We start from the raw sequence: 20,883 nt of genomic DNA, 5'->3' as shown, positions 1-20,883 counted from the left end.
CTATTTTGTATTGTTCGACGGATTGCCTCCGTCGTCCTGGCGCTCCCGTGCAGAACCTGGCCCATAGCGCTTCCTTCCATTCAAGGGAAAAGATTGCACCATTAAAACCTGGGATCAAACATCTAACAACGTGTTCAAAGTCTCTCCCTGCGATGCGTGCTTTCCGGCAGGCCCGATGCCATGGGCGATGCCTTTACGAAAGCGGAGAACCAAGCGAAGACCAAGTTGCAGGACGTCCCATTCTTCACGTCACCACATTGCGAACGAAGCGCACCACCCTGTCGCCGACATTCTGGTATTCATAGGGTTGAGCACTGCTGTAAATCGCAAAATTGCCTGCCTCGACGATCCGGTCGCCTTCTTCCAGGGCAATTTTCAGGCGGCCTTCGATGACGTAGACCATTTCATGCCACCCTTCCGGATCAGGCTCGGCTGCGTAGTTTTCCTGCATGGCCAGCGACCATATCCACAGTTGGGCATCGCTGCGGGCCGGCACGCTGCCCAACAAGGTGGCATGGCTGTCGGGCTGGTTGCCACGCCATGCAAGGGCCTCGATCCGCTGGGGCGATCGCGCAGGATCGCTGACAAACTCGACGAACGAAACGCCCAGCGCTGCTGCCAGCCGATCCAGGCTGGACAGGCTGATATTCGTGTCGCCGCTTTCAAGATGAACCAGCATCCGTCGGCTCAATCCGGCCGCCTCGGCCAACGCCGCCTGGCTCAGGCCTGCACTCTGGCGCAAGCGCCGGACATTGGATGCAACGTGTGTCAGGACGTCTTCTCGCATGGGAAAGTGGGCAATATATTGCGCATGGTAATAGTGTGCAGTATATTTCACCACAACTGATTTCTTCTGTCACCGCATCCATGAACGACTCGCGCCCTTCACGGGTTCCTTTTGCCTTGTCCCGCCAGGAACTGGCGCTCATCGTTGTCACGATGGTCTGGGGAACGACGTTCCTGATCATCCACCTGGCCATGCGTCACTCCGGCCCGCTGTTCTTCGTGGGGGTTCGCTTCCTCATTGCAGGGGCAATCACGGCGCTATTGTTTCGCAGGAGCCTGGGCGGGCTGACGCAGCACGAAGTCAAGGCCGGATCGGTGATCGGCGTTGCGATCTTTGCGGGCTACTGGCTGCAAACGTATGGACTGCAAACCATTTCGAGCAGCCAGTCGGCGTTCCTGACGGCGCTGTACGTGCCGATGGTGCCGCTCTTGCAATGGGTGATTCTGCGGCGGCCACCGCATTTCATGAGCTGGCTGGGCGTGGCATTCGCGTTTGCCGGGCTTGTCCTGCTGGCCGGGCCGCAGGCCGGGGCGATTTCCCTGAGCATCGGCGAGATCGCCACCGTGACCTCGGCGCTGGCGATCGCCGCAGAAATCATTCTTATCAGCCGGTATGCCACATCGGTCGATAGCCGCCGCGTCACCGTCGTGCAGTTGCTGGTCGCCGGGGCCTTGTCCCTGCTGCTGATGCCTGTTGCCGGGGAAGCCGTTCCAGCGTTCTCATGGGTCTGGCTGTGCGCCGCAGTGGGCCTGGGACTGGCCAGCGCCATCATTCAATTGACGATGAACTGGGCGCAGAAATCGGTCTCTCCGACCCGTGCCACGCTCATCTACGCCGGGGAGCCGGTGTGGGGCGGCGTCGTCGGGCGGCTGGCTGGCGACCGGCTCCCGGCGCTGGCCTTGCTGGGCGGTGCCTTTATCGTCATTGGCGTCATCGTCAGCGAATTACGGCCCGCCACCAGACCCCGGAAGATACCGTCGGCTTCCAAGCGATAGACGGGGACTGGCACCCGGTGCCTGGCGATACGCCGAGCCATCGGGCACGCATTACAGAAAAGAGAGCTTTCTCCGATGACAAATAAAGGATTCAAGATGGTTTTCTATCTGAAATCCTTTATTTATAAGTGGAAGGCACTCTCGATTATGAAGCTGTTCACGGTTGTGGCATGACACGAATGCGGGTGCTGTGCGGGCAGCCGCTACAAACCCCGGGCGTGCGCTTGCCCTGCGGAGCGGAAAAATGCCCCATTTCAGCGCCCTTGCAGGTCTACGTCCGACAATCGCAGCCATACCGCTGGCGCCGGCCAGCGCATGCAATCCGGCAACACCAGGTTTTGAACGGGGAGGTTCGCACATGGGCACGAAGCACTACGACTACATCGTTATCGGGGGCGGCAGCGGCGGCATCGCTTCCGCAAACAGGGCGGCCTTGCACGGCAAATCCTGTGCGCTGATCGAGGCCGGGGGCATCGGCGGAACCTGCGTCAATGTCGGCTGCGTGCCGAAAAAGGTCATGTGGTACGCAGCGCAGATTGCCGAGGCCATCCACCGCTACGGCCCGGACTATGGCTTCGATACCACCGTGGAGCGTTTCGATTGGGAGCGCCTGCTGGCCAACCGCAGCGCCTACATCGAACGCATCCACGCCTCGTACCACGCCAGCCTGGCGCGTAACAAGGTCGACGTCGTCCACGGCTTTGCCCGCCTGGCCGATGCACGCACCGTCGAAGTCAATGGCGAGCGGCTGACCGCCGACCACATCCTCATCGCCACCGGCACCCGGCCCGCCCGCCCGCGCATTCCGGGCGCGGAGTACGGGCTGGATTCCGACCAGTTCTTCACGCTGCCGGCGCTGCCCAGGCGCACCGCCGTCGTGGGCGCAGGCTACATCGCGGTGGAGCTGGCGGGCGTGCTGCATGCCCTGGGCTCGCAGACGCACCTGTTCATCCGCCATGAGACGCCGCTGCGCCACTTCGACCCGATGCTGTGCGAAACCCTGGTGCAGGTGATGGAAGCCGACGGGCCAACGCTGCACCGGCACGCGGCCCCCAGGGCCATCGTCAAGAACGCGGACGGCAGCCTGACCCTGCAACTCGACAATGGCCAGAGCCACGTCATCGACTGCGTGGTCTGGGCCATCGGCCGCAAACCGGACACCTCCGGCCTGGGGCTGGAAGCGGCGGGCGTGGCGCTCAACGGCACCGGCCACATTCAGGTGGACAAGTACCAGAACACCAGCACGCCCGGCATTTACGCCGTGGGGGACATTACGGGTCGCATTGACCTGACGCCGGTGGCCGTCGCCGCCGGCAGGCGCTTGTCCGAACGCCTGTTCAACGGCAAGCCGGACGCGCATCTGGTCTACGAAGATGTCCCGACCGTGGTGTTCAGCCATCCCCCCATCGGCACCGTGGGCCTGAGCGAGCCGCAGGCACGCCTGCAGCACGGCGATGCACAGGTGAAGGTCTATCACACCGCATTCACCGCCATGTACAGCGCCGTCACCCGGCACCGGCAGCCAGCGCGGATGAAGCTGGTCTGCGTCGGCCCCGAGGAGCGCGTGGTCGGGATTCACGGCATCGGCTACGGCATGGACGAAATTCTCCAGGGCTTCGCCGTCGCCCTGAAAATGGGCGCGACCAAAAAGGACCTGGACGACACCATCGCCATCCATCCCACAGCGGCTGAGGAGTTCGTGACGATGCGTTAGGCGCCAGCAGGCGCGATCTACGCACGGCTGCCGGGCAGAAGTCCCCCCTCCCCAGCCCCCTTACCCAAATCCCCGGGTGCTGGCATGATGCGCGGCTGGTTTACGTCAAGGACATTCAGGATGACAGACAACACCCCCTCCATCGCATTGGAGAAAGCCATCACCCAAGGGCTGAGCGAGGTCACGCGCGAACGCACCCTCTCTATCCACGCGCAGCAAATGGGCTCGGGCAATCCGAAAATCATCAACTTCCGGGGCGATATCGCCGAGAACTATCAGTACGACAAGATCAAGCCCCTGCCGGCCAAGGCCCAGGCCATGGGCAACGTGGTCGTCATTCAGGGCGAAAGCCAGAAAACCGGGCAGACCGGCCACTATCAAATTCTGGCCAACCAGTGGGGCCTGCTGGAAGCCCTGGCCCGCCTGGATTGAGCCTTCCCGGCATTACGGCAGCGCGGTGCTCAGTGATGCGCCCGCCGCCCCACTTCCAGCACGTTGAAGTTGAACAGCTGCATGGCCAGCACGGTTTCCCACAAAAAACCGATCAGCGCGGCGATGAACGACACCACCCCGGCCAGAAAGCACACCACGGCCGCGCCCTGGCCGTGTATGCCCCACTCCCGCCCCAGAAACAGCAACACAATCGTCAGGCCGATCAGGAAACCGCACAGCGTCAGCAGGCCGATGGACCCATTGGCCAGCCGTCCGCGCGAGCGCAGGTAGCGCAATTCCAGCAACGCCCGCTCCACCTCGACGCTGTGGGCGGAGGCCTCGATGACCTGTTCCACCACCCGCGCCCGGTCCACGATCCGGGCCAGCCGCCCGGCCACCACGGCAATCATCCCGGCCACGGCCGTGAGGAAGAACACCGGCGCCAGGGCCAGTTGCACGCTTTCGGAAACGGTGGTGATGTCCATCATGGTCAAGCCTTTGCAAGGCGTATTCGGAAGAGGCCGGGCGCGATCATCTAGGGTTAGTACTGACTATTGATTTTCATCAAATAAAAAGCCACTGGGAACAGGGATATTTGGAACACTATCAACTTTAACCAACCGAGGGCTGTTATGCAGATGCTGATTGATTTGTTCTCTACCGACTATGGCCTGATGAGCTTGGCAGTGATCGTGATCCTGATCGCCATGTGGATCTGGTTCACGATCCTCTTCCTCGGAAAAATCCGCCTGGGCGAAGACCCTGAGCAAGCCAAGCAGGCACTCCCCAAATCCTGACGAGAAGCCTTCCGGGGCACTATTTTAATAAAAAGATAGCTGCCTGCGCTTATTCAAACCTGCTTTCATAAATGAATAATATTGAAAGCGTTGTTGAATAATCGCAAGCAGCTATCTTTTTTTATTTCCCTTTCTTCCGGCTGCCTTCCGTAGTCTTCCCACCCTTGGCTGCCGTTACCGCCTTGCTCTTTTTCACCGCCTTGACCACCTCTGCCTCCCCTTCTTGCGGCTGCAGCAATGCCGCAGTACGCCGTGCCGCGCGACTGCGCCCGGAACCCCGCTGGGGCAAGGGGGCCGCTTCATCCTCGTCGCGCACCAGGCAGAAATCGATGCGCCGGGCATCCAGATCGACGCGGCTGACCTGCACCTGCATCCGCGTGCCGATGGCGTAGCGCACCCCGGTGCGCTCGCCACGCAGCTCCTGGCGCATCTCGTCAAAGCGGAAGTAATCGCCGCCCAGCTCGCTGATGTGTACCAGCCCCTCGACATACATGGCGTCCAGCGTGACGAACAGGCCAAAGCTGGTGACGGCAGACACCGTGCCCTGGAACTCCTCGCCCAGGTAATCACGCATGTATTTGCATTTCAGCCAGGCCTCCACATCGCGGCTGGCCTCGTCGGCCCGGCGCTCGTTGGCGCTGCAATGCAGGCCCGCCGCTTCCCAGCCCTGCATCTGCGCCTGCTTGACCCGGCTGCGTGTCGTGGCGGTGCTTTTCGGCGCGGTCACGCGCTCGGCCAGCCGCTTGGCCAGTTTGGCCTGGGCCTCGCCCGGCGTCGGCAGCGCCGGCAGGATGTAAGGCTTGTCGGTCAGGATGGCCTTGATGACGCGGTGCAGCAGCAAATCCGGGTAGCGGCGAATCGGGCTGGTGAAGTGGGTATAGGCGTCGTATGCCAGCCCGAAGTGGCCGGTGTTCTCCGGCGTATACATGGCCTGCATCATGGAACGCAGCAGCATGGTGTGTACCTGCAGCGCATCGGGCCGCTCGTGCGTGGCCTTGGCGATGGCCTGAAATTCCGCCGCGCTGGGATGGTCGCTGATGCTGGCCGGAATCGCCAGGGCTTTCAGATAGGTGCGCAGGATTTCGATCTTCTCGACCGAAGGCTTGTCGTGTACGCGGAACAGCGCCATGCGCTGGTTGTGCAACACGAAATCGGCAGCGCTGACGTTGGCCGCCAACATGCACTCCTCGATCAGCCGGTGCGCCTGGTTGCGCTGGCGCGGCACGATTTTTTCAATGCGTCCGGCGTCATCGCTGACGATCTGCGTCTCCACCGTATCGAAGTCCACCGCGCCACGGGCCTCGCGGGCTTTCAGCAAGGCGCTGTAGACACCGTGCAAATCCAGCAGATGCGGCAGCAAAGCGGCCCGCTGGGCGGCCTCCGGGCCACGGGTGTTGCCGAGAATGGCGGCCACTTCGGTATACGTCAGCCGCGCATGGCTGTTCATCACGGCCGGGTAGAACTGGTAGGCGTGCAATTGCCCTTCGGCGGTAATCAGCATGTCGCACACCAGGCACAGGCGATCGACCTCGGGGTTGAGCGAACACAGGCCGTTGCTGAGTTTTTCCGGCAGCATGGGAATCACCCGGCGCGGAAAGTAGACGCTGGTCGCCCGGTCATAGGCATCGACGTCAATGGCATTGCCGTTCTGCACATAGTGGCTGACGTCGGCAATCGCCACCAGCAGGCGCCAGCCCTTGGCACGGCCGATCTTGGCGCTTTCGCAATACACGGCATCGTCAAAGTCGCGGGCATCTTCGCCGTCGATCGTCACCAGCGGCACATCGCGCAGATCGACCCGGTCCTTGCAGTCCTTGGCCAGGACTTTTTCCGGCAGCGCCTCGGCCGCAGCCAGGCAGGCCTCCGAGAACACATGCGGCACGCTGTATTTGCGCACCGCAATTTCGATTTCCATGCCGGGGTCATCCACTTCGCCCAGCACCTCGATCACCTTGCCCACGGGCTGACCATACAGCGCCGGCGCTTCGGTCAGGGCGACGACGACAACCTGCCCCGCCTTTCCCTCCCCCGGCCCTTGCGGCAGCAGCACGTCCTGGCCGAAGCGCTTGTCCTCCGGGGCCAGCAGCCACACGCCGCTTTCCTGCAACAGACGGCCAATCAGCTGGCGCACCGGGCGCTCGACGATTTCCAGCACATGTCCCTCGGGACGACCCTTGCGATCCTGCCCCGTGATGCGCACACGCACCTTGTCCTGGTGCAGCACGGCCCGCATTTCATTGGGGGGTAAAAAGATGTCCGACTGCCCATCGCCGCGCAGCACAAACCCGTGTCCGTCGCGGTGGCCTTGCACCTGGCCTTCAATTTCTTTCAAAAACTCGCGGGAATTACTGCGAGAGGTGTTTTTTTTAATATACAATTTACATCTTTCCTGAAATGCCCAGGTGGCGGAATTGGTAGACGCACTAGTTTCAGGTACTAGCGCTGAGAGGCGTGGAGGTTCGAGTCCTCTCCTGGGCACCAAGTTTAACGACATGCGGTGAAAGTCTTCACCAGATTGCCGAAAGAATTCAGGAATCAAAATTTATTCAACGTGCTTTAGCAACTAGCCCAGGTGGCGGAATTGGTAGACGCACTAGTTTCAGGTACTAGCGCTGCGAGGCGTGGAGGTTCGAGTCCTCTCCTGGGCACCAAAGTCGTTGAATGATTTAAAAATTTGCAGACAACCCGCCGGGTGCTACCACACCCCAAAGAAAAGGCAGGTTGCTCGGCCCAGGTGGCGGAATTGGTAGACGCACTAGTTTCAGGTACTAGCGCTGCGAGGCGTGGAGGTTCGAGTCCTCTCCTGGGCACCATTCAAAGCCGCTGTGTTATCGCACAGCGGCTTTTCTCATTTCCCCTTCCTCTGATGTAGCACGGCAGCCCTTCGCCAAGCTTATAAAATGAGTTTAATTCTCATTAACACCTCTCATCGCCGGTTTTGCACTGGCCGTGGGGCACAGGAAAGCATCGTGGGCACGCCAGAGTTCAAACTTCAGCAACGGGTCGAAACCCTCTACACCGATCACCACGGCTGGCTGCAAACCTGGTTGCGCCGCCGCATGGGCAACGCCTGCGATGCCGCCGACCTGGCACACGACACCTTCGTGCGCCTGATGGTTCGCCCCCACAGCCTGGGGGAAAGCCGCTTCGACAACCGCCAGCAAGCCCGCGCCTACCTGCGCACCATCGCCAACGGCCTGTGCATCGACCTGTGGCGCCACCGCGAAATCGAACGGGCCTGGGCCGACACCATTGCCGCCCAGCCCGAAGCCTGCGTCCCCTCCGCCGAAGACCAGACTGCCGTACTCCAGGCACTGCGCGAAATCGACGCCATGCTGGGCCAGTTGCCGCCCAAGGCGGTCCGCGCCTTCGTCCTGGCCTGCATCTGCGGCATGACGCACCAGGAAGTGGCCCGCGAACTGGGCGTGTCCTCGCGCATGGTCGGCCACTACATCGCCCAGGCCATGCTGCACTGCATGCAGCTCGAAGCACGCCACCTGGCCCAAGGCGGCAGCGCCGCACCATGAACACCCCGCCCACGATGCCATCGCATGAAGCCATGGAGCAGGCCGCCGCCTGGTTCTCGCTGCTGCAATCCGAAGCCGCCACGGACACCGACCGCGCCCGCTGGCAGGACTGGCTGGCCAGCGGCGCAGACCAGCGTGCCGCCTGGGCCTTTGTCGAACGCATCAGCCAACGCTTCCAGCCCCTGCAAACCGGCGCCATACCGCGCCTGGCCGCCGACGCGCTGCAAGCCAGCGCCAGCAACCGGCGCAACCGCCGCAGCGTGCTGACCATCGCCGCCATGACCGGCGCAGGCGGCCTCCTGGGCTGGGCCACCTGGCGCCAGCCCGGCGCCATGGAAGCCCTGCTTGCCTGGGGCGCGGACTACCGCACCGCCACCGGCGAACGGCGCGAAGTGCGCCTGACCGACGGCACCCAGGTCTGGCTGGCCAGCGCCAGCGCCTTCAACCAGGACTACGACGCCCGCCTGCGCCGGTTGCGCCTGCGCAGCGGTGAAATCCTCATCCAGACCGCCGCCGATGCCGATGACCGCCCCTTTGTCGTCGATACCCCCCAGGGCCGGATGCAGGCGCTGGGCACCCGCTTCAACGTGCGTCTGGACGAAAACGGCCACACCCAGCTGGCCGTCTACCAGGGCGCCGTGCAGGTCACGCTGGCAAGCAGCGCCGAAAGCGCCACCATCGGCGCGGGCCAGCAGCTCGGCTTCAACGCCCAGCGCCTGGATATGCCCGCCCCCGCCGACCCCGCCCGCCAAGCCTGGGCACGCGGCATTCTGCTGGCGCAAGACATCCCCCTGGGCCAGGTCATCGCCGAACTGACCCGCTACCAGCGCGGCCACATCGCCGTTGCGCCCGAGGTGGCGGGCCTGACCGTCCTGGGCAGCTTCCCGCTGGACGACGTGGACGGCACCCTCTCCATGCTCCAGAAAACCCTGCCCATCCAGGTGCGCCAGCCCCTGCCCTGGTGGACCACCATCGAGGCCCGCAGGCCGTAAGAGCGTGTTCTCAGAACACCGGGAAGACGACACACTGTTACAACTTTCCCGACATTTTTCGCCCCGGCAGTTTCCACATTTGCCCGGCTGATCCGGTTTACCTGGCGAGGAGAGAACGGACAAATTCCCCGCCCCCTGCACAGCACCGCCCTGCCAGATCGTGTACCTGACAGGGCGGTGTTGTGCTGTCTGACGATGGGAATAAGTCTCGGTTCGCCGACGCAAGAGTCCATCCAAACGTGAAAAGGGTCAGAAAAAATGTTTCATCGTCCAACGCATTCGCGTTCCGCCACCGCCGCCTGCCGGCCGCGCTTCACGCCGCGCCCGCTGGTTCTGGCGGCTCACCTGCTGGCAGCCGCCAGCATCGGCTGGGCCACCACGGCATCGGCCCAGGCCACGCCGCCGACCCAGGCCAGCGCAGCCCAACAACGCAGCTACAACATTCCTGCCGGACCGCTGAACACGGTGCTGACACACTTTCTGGCCGAATCGGGCCTGCTGCTTTCCGGCAGCACGACGCTGGCCCAGGGCAAGACCAGCCCCGGCGTACAAGGCAGCCACACCCCGGCTGCCGCGTTGGCCGCCCTGCTGGCGGGCACCGGACTGACGGCAACACCCGACGCCCAGGGGCGCTATGCCCTGCAACCGGCAGCGCCCGCCCCCACGGCCAATACTAGTGGCGCGGCCACGCTGAAAGAAGTGACGGTAACGGCCGGGGCCGAGCGCAGCGGCACTACCGAGGGGACGGGCAGCTATGCCGCATCGTCCACCAATACAGCCACCAAGCTTCATCTGACGCCGCGCGAGACGCCGCAGACAGTGACGGTGGTGACCAGCCAGCAGATGCAGGACTTTGGGATGACCTCGGTGGATGATGCGTTGCAAGCGGTCAACGGAGCCTTCGTGGCTGCTCAAGGCAACAATGGCGCACAGTACTTCAGCCGGGGGTTTGAGATGCAGTCCCAGTACGATGGCGTCCCCAACCCCGGAGGCATCAGCAACAACAACCGTAACCCGCAAATCGACAACGCCTTCCTTGATCGGGTGGAGACGGTTCAGGGGGCAGCGGGCCTGCTGACGGGCGCAGGACAACCGGGTGGCACCATCAATCTGGTACGCAAGCGGCCTACCGAGGCTTTCCAGGCATTGGCTGAAATGCAACTGGCCTCCTGGGACGGGCGGCGCATCGTGGGTGATATTTCCGCCCCGCTCACCGAATCGGGCCGCATCCGGGGCCGTGTGGTGGCCGTGGCGGACAACAGCAAATCCTTTGTGGACTACGTCTACCGCAACCGCCGCGCCATCTATGCCGTGGCCGAGACTGACCTGACAGCCACCACCACGCTGGAAGCCAGCGTGCAATACCAGCGGGACACCGGGCGTAACCATCTGGGCGCACCGTTTGCCGCCGACGGCAGCGAACCAGGCATCCGCCGTTCCTTCTTCTGGGGTGATGCGGGCCAGCGTACCGTCAAGGACTACACGCTGACCACTCTGGGCCTGACGCAGCGCTTGGCGGGCGATTGGCAGGCCAAGGCCACTTTTTCCCATAACAGAACGGATTCCGACATTTCTCGTTACAGCTATGCACGGGGCGAGTTGGACGTAACAACCGGCGACGGACTGGTGTTGGGACGGCAGCGCAGTCTGACACAGGACTTGAGTGCCAATGCGGCGGATGTCTATGTCTCCGGGCCGTTCCAATGGTTCGGGCGCAAGCACGAAGCGGCATTCGGCCTGAACGGATCGACGATGCGGCATACCTACACGGGTGCAGGCTATATCCCCAGGCTGCCCATCAACGTCAATACCTTCGACCCCTCGGCACTGGACGACATCCCCGGAGCCACTCCCTATTTCGGCGACACGAAGACAACCCAACTGGGAGCCTACGGCGTGGCACGCTGGAGCGTGACCGATGCACTCAAGCTCATCACCGGCGTGCGTGTCAGCAACTACAAAGACGAGAATCTGCTTACAAAACGCACCAGCAGCGAGGAAAACGGTGTCATCAGCCCCTATGCCGGACTGATCTACGACCTGAACGCGCAGGTTTCGGTCTATGCCAGCTATTCCGACATCTTCACCCCGCAAACCCGGAAGACGGCGGCTGGCGGCACCGTCAAGCCCGTGGTGGGTGCCAACTACGAGGCGGGCATCAAGGGCGAGCTGCTGGACAAGCGCCTGAACGTGTCGGCCGCCGTGTTCCGCCTGGAGCAGACCAATCTGGCGCGGCGCGATGAATCCATCGTTCCCGACCCGGCCAACGCCTGCGGCGGCACCTGCTACATCGCCGCCGACAAGGTGGTCAGCCAGGGCATCGACCTGGGCGCCAGCGGCGAGATTGCCACCGGCTGGAACGTGGCGGCGGGCTATACCTATATGGACAGCCAATACGCCAGCGGCGCCAGGAATGGCGAACGCTACGGCCCTCAACTGCCGCGCCACAGCCTGCGCCTGTCCACGGCCTACAAACTGCCCAACACGGGCTGGACGCTGGGCGGCAACGTGTCGGCACGCAGCAAGATCTACCGCAATGACACGAGCTGGGACACGGGCAAGCCCTATACCGTGCGCAGCGGCGGACTGGTGCTGGTGGGGCTGATGGCCAGGTACGAGATCGACCCGAAGGCCGAGCTGATGCTGGCGGTGAGCAACCTGTTCGACCGCACCTACCGCGCGAACCTGGAGAACAAGTACTACTCGCCCTTCGGCGAGCCGCGCAAGCTGACGGCGAATCTGCGGTACCGGTTTTGAGCATTTGATAGCGCTCTTATAAAAATAGCTTCTTCCGCTTGATATACGGTGATTTCAATATCAATCAACCTTGAAACAACCATATAACAGGCGGAAGAAGCTCTTTTTTCTATAACCCCATCGACCGATTCCCATGTCCGTTGCCGTGCCTGCTTCCCCCCGCCTGCACCTCGCCCTGCGCATCGCCGCCGCGCTGCTGGGTGGCTACGCCTTTACCTGGGGCTTGATCGCCCTGGGCATGGTCAGCCTGTTTGCCCTGGGCATGGAGTTTCATGATGCCGAGCAGTTGAGCGGCATCGTCGGCATCCTGTTCTATCTGCTCGTGTTCCTGTGGGCCTTTGCCGCCCGCAGCCTGCGCCGGGTGTGGGCCGTGCTGGCGGGCGGCGGGGCGCTGATGGTCGGGGCGGCCTGGCTGGTGCAAGTGGGGGTTGGTGTGATGGCTTGCCGTTCACAGATGCCGGGCTGCATCCATGCGCTGATGCAAGATGCGCACGATCTGGATGTCGCCGTCGTCCAGGGTTCGGAAAAACAGGATGTGCGCACCCGTGAGCTGCTTGCGGTAGCCGTGGCGGATGTGGCTGGCGTCCTGGCCGCGTTGTTGGCCACAGGCCAACGTCTTGCAAGCGTCGCGGATGTTGCCGATGTAGCGCTCGGCCTGCTCGATGCCCCAATGTTCGGCGGTGTAGTCCCAGATGCCGGAAAGGTCGGCGACCGCCTTGCGGGAGAGCTGGTAGCCGTTCACACAGGGGCTTTCTGCCCGGCTTGGGCGCGTTTGGCCTGGATGAATTGGTCGAAGTCAAAGTCCGTTGCCTGGCCGCTGCGTTCGCCTTCCTCCAGGGCATGGCGCAGGGCGTGCAGGCGTGTTTCCTGTTCTTCGAGCAGGCGCAGTCCGGCACGCACGACCTCGCTGGCCGAGCCGTACCGGCCACGGGCAAGCTGCTGTTCGATGAAGCCGCCAAAGTGTTCGCCCAGGGAGATGGAGGTGTTCTTGCTCATGATGGGTTTCCGGAAGGGATGGATGCCAAATTTACCACCAATTGATATTTATTGGTATTTCTGCCTGCATGGCCGGTGCACTATAACAATTTTTTTGCTGGAGACGCCCTGATGTTCCCCACCTTCCGCCATGCCATGACGTGGCTGCATACCTGGTTTGGCCTGACGCTGGGCTTTGTGCTGATGGCTGCGTTCTTCTTCGGCGCCTTGTCGGTGTTCGACCGGGAGATCGACCGCTGGGCGATTCCCCAATCGCGCTTTGCCGCGCAGCCGATGCCGTCGTTCGACGGTCTGCTGCGCCCGGCGTTCGAGGATATGCAGCCGACCCCGCAGAGCATCGAACGGATGCGCGACAAAGTGCATGGCCCGATGCCCGAGCGCTTTGACACGGTGCGCTCCTGGAGCGCCTACACCACGCACCGCGACCCGGTGCTGGTGCTGTCGGCGGGCTATGTGGTGCCCAATGCCAAGGACCCGGAGCAAGGGGTGTGGGGCAGCCGCACGATCGACCCGCGCACGGGGGCGGCGTTGCCGGATGACCGGTTGAAGATCGGCAGCCGGTTTTTCTACCCGCTGCACTACAGCCTGAACCTGCACTGGGCGAACCTGGGTATCTGGCTGGTCGGGCTGGCGGGTTTGGCGATGCTGGCGGCGCTGGTCAGCGGCGTGGTGATGCACCGCAAGGTGTTTCGGGAGTTTTTCACCTTCCGCCCCGGGAAGGCGGTGCAGCGCAGCACTTTGGATTTGCACAATCTGACGGGCGTGCTGGCGCTGCCGTTTCACTTCTTTTTTGCCTTTACCGGGGTGGTGATTTTTGCGGGCTTTTACTTTCCGGTGTCGCACACGCAGTTGGAGCCGCTGCACGAACTGCATGAGCAGCTGGAGGCGCAGGAAAGCGGCCTGCCGCAGGAGCGCTCGGGCATTGCGGCGCCGCTGGCTTCGGTGGATGCGATGGTGCTGGAGGCGCAACGGCGCTGGGCGGACAAGGGCATGGCAGGCGAAGTGGGGCTTCTGGCAGTACGGCATGTCGGCGATGCCAATGGCTATGTGAGCGTTTACCGTGCTGGCACCGACCGTATTGCATTGACCGGCAACGGCATTCACTTTCAGGCCGGCACGGGCAAGGTGCTGCGCGAAGACCCGCCGCGCACGGCGGTGGCAAGCCTCAATACCTTTTTGACGGGGTTGCACTTGCAGCATTTCCGCCACTGGCTGCTGCGCTGGCTGTATGTGCTGGGCGGGCTGATGGGCTGCGTGTGCATTGCGACGGGCTTTGTCTTTTTCGTGGAAAAGCGCAAGAAGCAACACGCCAAGGCCGGCCGCCAGGGCAGCCGCATGGTCGATGCGCTGGCCGTGACGACGGTCACGGGGATGGTGCTGGCTACGCTGGCCATCCTGGTTGCCAATCGGCTATTGCCTGACACATTGCCCGCCGATTGGCCGCAAGGCTTGCAAGACCGGGGCGCGGTAGAGCAGTTCCTGTTCTGGACCGCCTGGGCGCTGGCAATGGCGCACGCCTTCTGGCGCAGTGCGCCGGTGGCGCTGGGCAAGCCCCATCCGGCCTGGCGTGAACAGTGCGGCGCAATAGCCGTGCTGGCGGTGCTGGCCGTGGGTTTGAACTGGGTGACGACGGGCGACCATTTGCTGCGAACCCTGTTGACCGCGCCCTATTGGCCGGTGGCCGGAGTCGATCTGGCCCTGCTGGCAACGGCAGCGTTGGCGATGCTGGCCGCTCGCAAGCTGGGGCGGCGTGCTGCGGCGACGGCTGCACCGACCCGGAAATCCGTGAAGAACCAAACGAAAGCAGAGGCCGCCCATGCGTGAAGCGGCATTGCTGACGGCGGCCCTGCTGGCCTGCACGGCAGGCATGGGCTGGCTGGCGCTGGCGATGGAGAGGCATTGGGCGCAGGTGCGGACAGACCAGGGTACGGGCATGCCCAGCCGTGCCCAAGTCTTGCGCCTGCGGGTGCTGGGGGCACTGGCCCTGAGCGCCGGACTGGCGCTGTGCCTGTGGGCCGACCATGCCTCGATGGCCGTGCTGGTGTGGGTGATGGCGCTGGCCGCTGCGGCGCTGGCAATCGCCCTGGCCTTGACCTGGCGGCCCCGCTGGCTGCGGGGGCTGGCCTGGGTGGCGGGATAGGCGCCCGCCACAGCCGGCCAAGCGGTTGAAAACGCCAACGCCCGGTGCAATGCACCGGGCGTTGTTGCATGAAGGCGGCCTGCACCGCCCTGCCCTGGCCGGATACGGCTATTTGCGCAGCAGGGCTTTGAGTACGTTTTGCAGACGCCGTGCCGTGGCTTCGCCGTGGGCGGTGGCCAGCACGGCGGCCACGTCCTGCGTCCAGGTTTCCTGCGGCATGGCGGCATTGCGCTGGGTCAGCAGTTGCAGTTGCAACATGCGGCGCTGGCTGTGCTGTTCGGCAGGGGTGGGCACGTCGGCAGCGATTTCCAGACGCAGCAGGGACGGCCCGGCGTCGCCCTTGGGGGCGTCGGCCAGTGCCTGGCCCCAGCTGTTGCGGGCAGCGGCGGGAAGTTTGCCCAGTTCCTGGCCGGATGGCAGGGCAGCGGCATCGCGCTGGGCCCAGGCCTGGAGCAATTGGCCAACGGCTTCGCCGTGGGCCTGTGCGGTGAGTTTGCGCAGGGCGTGCTGGGCGGCATCGACGGCATCGCGCTGGGCGCGGAAGGCAGCGTCGGACAGCCGGGGGCCACGCTCGGCCCGATCTGCACGCGGCGGGCGCTGGTCGGGACGGCGCTCCTTGCCGCTGCCCCGGAGGTCACGCCCAGTTTGAGGGGCGGCCTCTTTTTTGGCGCCCGGACGATCGTCCCCGCGCACGGCGACCACCGGGCGTTCGACTGCGACTGCGGCAGCCGCCGCCGGAGCCGCATCCTGCGCGGCGGCAGGGGTAGTCTGGGCCGACGGGTCTTGCGGGACTTGCTGTCTGGCCGCTTCCAGGGCATTCAAGGCAGCGCGGATTTGCTGTGCATCGCCGCCGGCATTGGCGGCCTGCAGAGCCTGTGCGGCATCCAGCACCGCCCGGTCATAGGCGGACAGCGCCTGCGCAGGCGCACGGCTGCGCTCGGCGGACTTGCGCTGGAACAGGGCATCCACGGGCGCACGGAACGCATCCCAGAGCTTTTGCTCCAGCTTGCGCTCCAGGGGAACCGCCTGGGCCAGCGCCTGCCATTGCTGCTGCAAGGTTTTGATAGCATCTACCGCCAGCCCCGGGGCATCGTGCAGTGCTTTGACCTGGGAAATCAATGCCTCTCGCTGGGCAATGCTCTCTTTTTGTGCAGCACGCAAGGGCGCCTCGGCAGCATGAATCGCCTCTTTCCATGCGGCTTGCAGCTCGGCAAAGGCTTTTTCTCCGACGTGCCCGCCATCACGCCAGCGCTGGCCAAACTGGCGCAGGGCGCGTGCTGCTTCCTTCCAGTCGGACACGGGTGTCTGCGCCCAGGCCTTGACTTCGTCGATCAGCGCCTGGCGGTCTGCCTTGTGCTGGGTCGATTCAGCCCGTACCTTGCCCAGCCATTGCTGTACCTGCTGGTGTACCTGGGTGCAGGCTTCGTCGAACTTTTTCCACAGTCCATGATTGGGCGCGGCGCCCTGGTCGATCTGGCGCCACTGGTCACGCAGGTGGCGCAGGGCATCCTGCAATTTACGCCCGCCCTGCGGGTTTTGCGTCAAGGCAACCGCCTGCTCGATCAGCTGCTGGCGCAGGGTATCGGCCTGCTGCGGCTGCCAGCCCAGGGTATCGCCCGCTGCCAGCAACTGCTCATGCACTTGCCCAGCCAAGGCTGCATCCAGCCAGCGGCCGTGCTGCTTCAACGCACTGCGTACCTGGGCAATGGCGGCTGCCTTGTCTTGCGGGGGCGCATCGGCCAGGCTTTGCAGCAAAGGCTGCAGCGCTGCCTGGGCGGCGTGCTGCTTGGCTGCGGGATCCGGTTTGGCGACGGCTGCTGGCACAGCCAGCTCCGACGGCATTCCCCGGGCCACACGGATTTCATCGGCCCACACCGGAACGGCCGGCAGCGCAGCATTGGCGTCTTCTGCGGCCAGTTTGGTGACGGCCAGCGCATCCAGAAACGCCTGCCAGACCAGCAGGAGCTGGGCCTCAGAAGTTTCCAGCGTGCTGGTAAAACGCTCGGGCACACAGGCCCAGCCCGCGTCGCTGCGCAAACTCAGGGCTTGCTGGCGCCACTGGGTAACGTCTGCCTGCAGGCCGTCCAGAGCGGCCTCGGCATCTTTCCAGGGCTTGGTGGAAAGCACCTCGATGCGCTGTGCCAGCAGCACGGCCACTTCGCGCTGCACCTGAACCTTGTGCTGCAGTTCCTCGATGCCCTTGGCGCGTTCAAGCAGTTGGGCCTTCAGGCTGGCCAAGGGTTCGCGCGACAGCGGCGCCCCGGCCTTGGCGGCATCGCGCTGCCACAAAGCGGCCTGCTCGGCAGAAAAATGCGGCGCCTGCAGCAATGCCTGGGCGCTGGCGGCCCATTCCCCGACGATCAAATCCTGGTCCTGGGCACGGCGCATGTCGTCCAGGCGCTCGCGCAGCAAGCGGGTGGCCCCCTTGTCGCGGTTGCCCAGTTCTTTCATGACTTCCTGCAGTTGCTCGGCAGAAGGATCGCTGGCCAGCCAGGCACGCAGACAGGTGGCCCGCTCCCCCGAGGTTTGCGCCGAGAAGGCCCCTCCAGTCAAGGTATCTAGGGGATGGACGTCGGCACCATTGCCGCTGGTGGAAGTGAGTTCGGTGGCGTCAGACATAGCGCTGAATACTAAAAACGGTCATCAATAAAAAAGGAGGCGCCCAGGACAGATGCCCCATCCTGGGCGTGCTTGAAAAGGGTTCCCAGCAGTGCCGCTGGTCGTGAGCTACCCGGTATTTTCGCCTTGAAACGCAAAGCACCCAAGCTTATTTGGGTAAATGTGTGCAGGCAGCGAAAAGACCCACACCCGAGCATAGGCCAGAGTGTGGGTCTTTAGGCAAAGTCCAAGACCTTGCACACAGTGGCGCCCAGAGAGTCAGGGTCTGCACGCCACGGGGTAATGATTACCCCTTTCGGTCCGCAGCCACACCCAGATGCCAAACAGGGGCTGAAAAGCAGGCAGAACGCCCACCCGGTGGTATGTGCTGGCGAACAAGAGTGCCCAGGGCACTCGCTGCCAATATAGACATCTGCGCCCTGCCTGCCAAGGGGCCGTGCGCAACATGGCGGAAAGATGCGGGGAAACCACTAGGGATACGTCGATTTCCCGGCAGTCCAAATAACCTTTTTATCTTAAAAAGCATTTTTTAACGATTGACGGGTAATTTTGACACCCCCTAGAATGCGCCGCGTGCCCTGGTTTATCCAGGGTTTTTTGTTTGACGCTGCTCCATGGCCTTGTTTCCAGAAGATGCCCGAACCCGGCACCTCCTGCGAAGAAGCAGCTCCCTCCACTCCCGGTTCATGCAGATTGTTTTGCTTCAGGCGTCCGATCGCCCCAAGCAGCAAGGGACTGTGTGCACCGAAAGAAAAGGATCCGCTATGACTCCGTCAAGAAACCTGGGCGCCGCCGTGCGCTCCTTCTTTTCCGATACCACGGAAGGCTTTCTTGAAATTATCCGCAACACCCTGGCCCTGCTAGGCATTGCCGTGGCATGCACGATCATGGTCTTCGTTGTCCGCCCGGATTGGCGCTCGGCCAGCGAAGCGCAATTGCGCACCTGGCTGCAAGAGCGCCAGGACGACGCAGCAGTGGCCACACTGACCCCCGAGCCCGGCGCCATTGAGCGCACGACCGCCACCAACCCCAAGGAACTGCCCCGCGAACAGGCCGCCATTGCCTACTGGTTGAGCAAAAAATACAAGGTGGCTGCCGAGCCGATGGCCGCCCTGGTCACCGAAGCCTACGAACAAGGCGCCCGGCACAAGATCGACCCGACTCTGATTCTGGCCGTCGTGGCCATTGAATCGCGCTTCAACCCGTTTGCCCAAAGCAGCGTCGGTGCCCAGGGGCTGATGCAGGTGATGACGCGCGTGCATACGGACAAGTATGAGAACTTCGGCGGCGATCTGGCTGCATTCGACCCGGTCAGCAATATGCGCGTGGGCGTGACGATCCTGAAGGAATACATCCGCCGCTCCGGTTCCATCGAAGGGGGGCTGAAGTACTACGTCGGCGCAGCCAACCTGCCTTCGGATGGCGGTTATGCCGCCAAGGTACTGGCCGAGTACCAGCGCATCCGCCAGGTTGCCGGCCATGCCGCCCCGCCGCCGCCCGCCCCGGCACCTCAAACCACGGCTGCTGCAGCCAGCCCGACCCTGGCACTGGCCGACACGCAACCGGCCGAGGCGGCCAATCCCGGGAACATGTAGGCGCCCCCACGCCTTTCATATAAGCCCCCGCCTTGCGTTCCACCGCTGGCGGTAAGCTAAAATCGCGGAGTACGCAACTGGCGATAGGCAAGGTCGGGCAGGCATGTCCGGCCGCTGCTGATGTGGAACAGTTTTGTGCCTTGGCGCACACCAACCACCGGGGAGCGTACCGCCTGGAACTTTCAGGCGTTTTCAGCCGTTCGCCTGGGCAGCCCTTGGCTTACCAAGGGACTCACACACAGTAACTGCCACATCCAACATGTTCCAACGTTCCAACACCGTTCAAGTTGTCGACCCCGAAGTTTTTGCCGCCATCCAGGCCGAAAACCAACGCCAGCAAGACCACATCGAGCTGATCGCCAGCGAAAACTACTGCTCCCCTGCCGTCATGGAAGCCCAGGGTTCGCAACTCACCAACAAATACGCCGAAGGCTACCCCGGCAAGCGCTACTACGGCGGCTGCGAGAACGTGGACGTGGTCGAGCAACTGGCCATCGACCGTGTGAAGCAACTGTTCGGCGCCGAGGCGGCCAACGTGCAGCCCAACAGCGGCTCGCAGGCCAACCAGGCCGTGCTGCTGGCCTTTGCCAAGCCCGGCGACACCATCATGGGTATGAGCCTGGCCGAAGGCGGCCACCTGACGCACGGGATGCCGCTGAACATGTCGGGCAAGTGGTTCAACGTCGTCTCCTACGGCCTGAACGCCGAAGAAGCCATCGACTACGACAAGATGGAAGCCCTGGCCCGCGAACACAAGCCGCGCATCATCATCGCCGGTGCCTCGGCCTACGCCCTGGAAATCGACTTTGCCCGCTTTGCCAGGATCGCCAAGGAAATCGGCGCCATCCTGTGGGTGGACATGGCCCACTACGCCGGCCTGATCGCCGCAGGCGCCTATCCCAATCCCGTGCCGCACGCCGACGTGGTGACCACCACCACGCACAAGAGCCTGCGCGGCCCGCGCGGCGGCGTGATCCTGATGAAGGCCGAGCATGAGAAGGCCATCAACAGCGCCATCTTCCCCGGCCTGCAAGGCGGCCCGCTGATGCACGTCATCGCCGGCAAGGCCGTGGCGTTCAAGGAAGCCCTGTCACCCGAATTCAAGACGTACCAGGAACAGGTCGTGAAAAACGCCAAGGTCGTGGCCGAAACGCTGATCGCCCGTGGCCTGCGCATCGTCTCCAGCCGTACCGAAAGCCACGTCATGCTGGTCGATCTGCGTGCCAAGGGCATCACCGGCAAGGCCGCCGAGGCTGCCCTGGGTGCCGCCCACATCACCATCAACAAGAATGCCATTCCGAACGACCCGGAAAAGCCTTTCGTGACCAGCGGCATCCGCGTGGGCACCCCGGCCATGACCACGCGCGGCTTCAAGGAAGAAGAAGCCCGCATCACCGCCAACCTGGTGGCCGACGTGCTGGAAGCGCCCAATGACGAAGCCAACCTGGCCCGCGTGCGTGCCGAAGTGGCCAAGCTCACGGCCCGCTTCCCGGTCTACAGCAACTAAGCGGCTCGCAAGCCCTACCACCGCA

The 20,883-nt window shown here is 63.5% G+C and carries 17 protein-coding genes, 3 tRNA genes, 1 pseudogene and 1 riboswitch; of the genes and pseudogenes, 15 read left to right on the top strand and 6 right to left on the bottom strand.

Translation table 11 applies throughout. The annotated features are described in order from the left end of the window. Positions 1-244 precede the first annotated feature (244 nt). Positions 245-787 (bottom strand): helix-turn-helix domain-containing protein, encoded by a 543-nt coding sequence (locus ACFO3A_RS14290; RefSeq protein WP_377727692.1) that lies wholly within the window; start codon positions 785-787, stop codon positions 245-247. 80 nt (positions 788-867) lie between these two features. Between ACFO3A_RS14290 and ACFO3A_RS14285 the strand changes: the two genes are divergently transcribed. The 3 genes from ACFO3A_RS14285 (at position 868) to ACFO3A_RS14275 (ending at position 3,928) form a co-directional block, all read left to right on the top strand. Continuing rightward, entirely contained in the window at positions 868-1,782 is a 915-nt protein-coding gene (locus ACFO3A_RS14285) for a DMT family transporter (protein ID WP_377727686.1), read from the top strand. Positions 1,783-2,140: 358 nt separating this feature from the next. Further along, positions 2,141-3,496: a glutathione-disulfide reductase gene (gorA, locus tag ACFO3A_RS14280; RefSeq protein WP_377727683.1), complete on the top strand. Its 1,356-nt coding sequence runs from the start codon at positions 2,141-2,143 to the stop codon at positions 3,494-3,496. Between the two features lie 120 nt (positions 3,497-3,616). Further along, positions 3,617-3,928: a hypothetical protein gene (locus ACFO3A_RS14275; RefSeq protein ID WP_377727680.1), complete on the top strand. Its 312-nt coding sequence runs from the start codon at positions 3,617-3,619 to the stop codon at positions 3,926-3,928. A 29-nt stretch (positions 3,929-3,957) separates the two neighbouring features. Here ACFO3A_RS14275 and ACFO3A_RS14270 read toward each other — a convergent pair whose 3' ends face one another. Further along, positions 3,958-4,416 carry a DUF2721 domain-containing protein gene (locus ACFO3A_RS14270; protein WP_377727678.1) on the bottom strand — a complete coding sequence of 153 codons (459 nt, stop codon included), beginning with the start codon at positions 4,414-4,416 and terminating at the stop codon, positions 3,958-3,960. A 144-nt stretch (positions 4,417-4,560) separates the two neighbouring features. Here ACFO3A_RS14270 and ACFO3A_RS14265 point away from each other — a divergent pair, with 144 nt between their 5' ends. Next, the gene (locus tag ACFO3A_RS14265; protein ID WP_377727675.1) at positions 4,561-4,725 is read left to right on the top strand and encodes a DUF3149 domain-containing protein; all 165 of its coding nucleotides are present in this window, start codon (positions 4,561-4,563) and stop codon (positions 4,723-4,725) included. Positions 4,726-4,846: 121 nt separating this feature from the next. On the opposite strand, the gene rnr is transcribed toward ACFO3A_RS14265, so the two are convergent. Then, entirely contained in the window at positions 4,847-7,102 is a 2,256-nt protein-coding gene (rnr, locus tag ACFO3A_RS14260) for a ribonuclease R (protein ID WP_377727673.1), read from the bottom strand. 19 nt (positions 7,103-7,121) lie between these two features. On the opposite strand from rnr, the gene ACFO3A_RS14255 reads away from it, so the two are divergent. From ACFO3A_RS14255 to ACFO3A_RS14225, 7 genes and pseudogenes are all read left to right on the top strand, one after another. After that, positions 7,122-7,206 (top strand) — tRNA-Leu (locus ACFO3A_RS14255). 85 nt (positions 7,207-7,291) lie between these two features. After that, positions 7,292-7,376, top strand: a tRNA-Leu gene (locus ACFO3A_RS14250). A gap of 77 nt (positions 7,377-7,453) precedes the next feature. Then, positions 7,454-7,538, top strand: a tRNA-Leu gene (locus tag ACFO3A_RS14245). Positions 7,539-7,694: 156 nt separating this feature from the next. After that, positions 7,695-8,252 (top strand): sigma-70 family RNA polymerase sigma factor, encoded by a 558-nt coding sequence (locus tag ACFO3A_RS14240; protein ID WP_377727670.1) that lies wholly within the window; start codon positions 7,695-7,697, stop codon positions 8,250-8,252. Then, complete coding sequence (locus ACFO3A_RS14235) at positions 8,249-9,244, top strand: FecR domain-containing protein (RefSeq protein WP_377727667.1); 996 nt, start codon at positions 8,249-8,251, stop codon at positions 9,242-9,244. The genes ACFO3A_RS14240 and ACFO3A_RS14235 overlap by 4 nt, the downstream gene beginning before the upstream one ends. Positions 9,245-9,502: 258 nt before the next feature. Continuing rightward, positions 9,503-12,001, top strand: a complete 2,499-nt coding sequence (locus ACFO3A_RS14230; protein ID WP_377727665.1) for a TonB-dependent siderophore receptor — start codon at positions 9,503-9,505, stop codon at positions 11,999-12,001. A gap of 133 nt (positions 12,002-12,134) precedes the next feature. Beyond that, positions 12,135-12,422 (top strand): annotated as a pseudogene (locus tag ACFO3A_RS14225) (iron uptake protein); the annotation flags it as partial. 27 nt (positions 12,423-12,449) lie between these two features. On the opposite strand, the gene ACFO3A_RS14220 reads toward ACFO3A_RS14225, so the two are convergent. After that, entirely contained in the window at positions 12,450-12,743 is a 294-nt protein-coding gene (locus ACFO3A_RS14220) for a type II toxin-antitoxin system RelE/ParE family toxin (protein WP_377727662.1), read from the bottom strand. Continuing rightward, on the bottom strand, positions 12,740-12,997 hold the full coding sequence (locus tag ACFO3A_RS14215) for a type II toxin-antitoxin system ParD family antitoxin (RefSeq protein WP_377727659.1): 258 nt from the start codon (positions 12,995-12,997) through the stop codon (positions 12,740-12,742). Before ACFO3A_RS14215 ends, ACFO3A_RS14220 begins: the two co-directional genes overlap by 4 nt. 111 nt (positions 12,998-13,108) lie before the next feature. On the opposite strand from ACFO3A_RS14215, the gene ACFO3A_RS14210 reads away from it, so the two are divergent. Beyond that, entirely contained in the window at positions 13,109-14,821 is a 1,713-nt protein-coding gene (locus ACFO3A_RS14210; protein ID WP_377727658.1) for a PepSY-associated TM helix domain-containing protein, read from the top strand. Next, complete coding sequence (locus ACFO3A_RS14205; protein ID WP_377727656.1) at positions 14,814-15,137, top strand: DUF3325 domain-containing protein; 324 nt, start codon at positions 14,814-14,816, stop codon at positions 15,135-15,137. Before ACFO3A_RS14210 ends, ACFO3A_RS14205 begins: the two co-directional genes overlap by 8 nt. Before the next feature lie 108 nt (positions 15,138-15,245). Here the strand turns inward: ACFO3A_RS14205 and ACFO3A_RS14200 are convergent, their stop codons facing one another. Next, positions 15,246-17,756 (bottom strand): DUF349 domain-containing protein, encoded by a 2,511-nt coding sequence (locus ACFO3A_RS14200; protein WP_377727654.1) that lies wholly within the window; start codon positions 17,754-17,756, stop codon positions 15,246-15,248. Between the two features lie 764 nt (positions 17,757-18,520). On the opposite strand from ACFO3A_RS14200, the gene ACFO3A_RS14195 reads away from it, so the two are divergent. After that, the gene (locus ACFO3A_RS14195; RefSeq protein ID WP_377727651.1) at positions 18,521-19,351 is read left to right on the top strand and encodes a lytic transglycosylase domain-containing protein; all 831 of its coding nucleotides are present in this window, start codon (positions 18,521-18,523) and stop codon (positions 19,349-19,351) included. A gap of 63 nt (positions 19,352-19,414) precedes the next feature. Next, positions 19,415-19,568: riboswitch (ZMP/ZTP riboswitch) on the top strand. 42 nt (positions 19,569-19,610) lie between these two features. Continuing rightward, on the top strand, positions 19,611-20,858 hold the full coding sequence (gene glyA / locus ACFO3A_RS14190; protein ID WP_377727649.1) for a serine hydroxymethyltransferase: 1,248 nt from the start codon (positions 19,611-19,613) through the stop codon (positions 20,856-20,858). The last annotated feature ends 25 nt before the right edge of the window (positions 20,859-20,883 follow it).

It is taken from the genome of Comamonas nitrativorans (assembly GCF_042654765.1).
GTDB lineage: Bacteria > Pseudomonadota > Gammaproteobacteria > Burkholderiales > Burkholderiaceae_C > Comamonas > Comamonas nitrativorans.
This window is presented reverse-complemented; position numbering and strand designations above follow the sequence as displayed.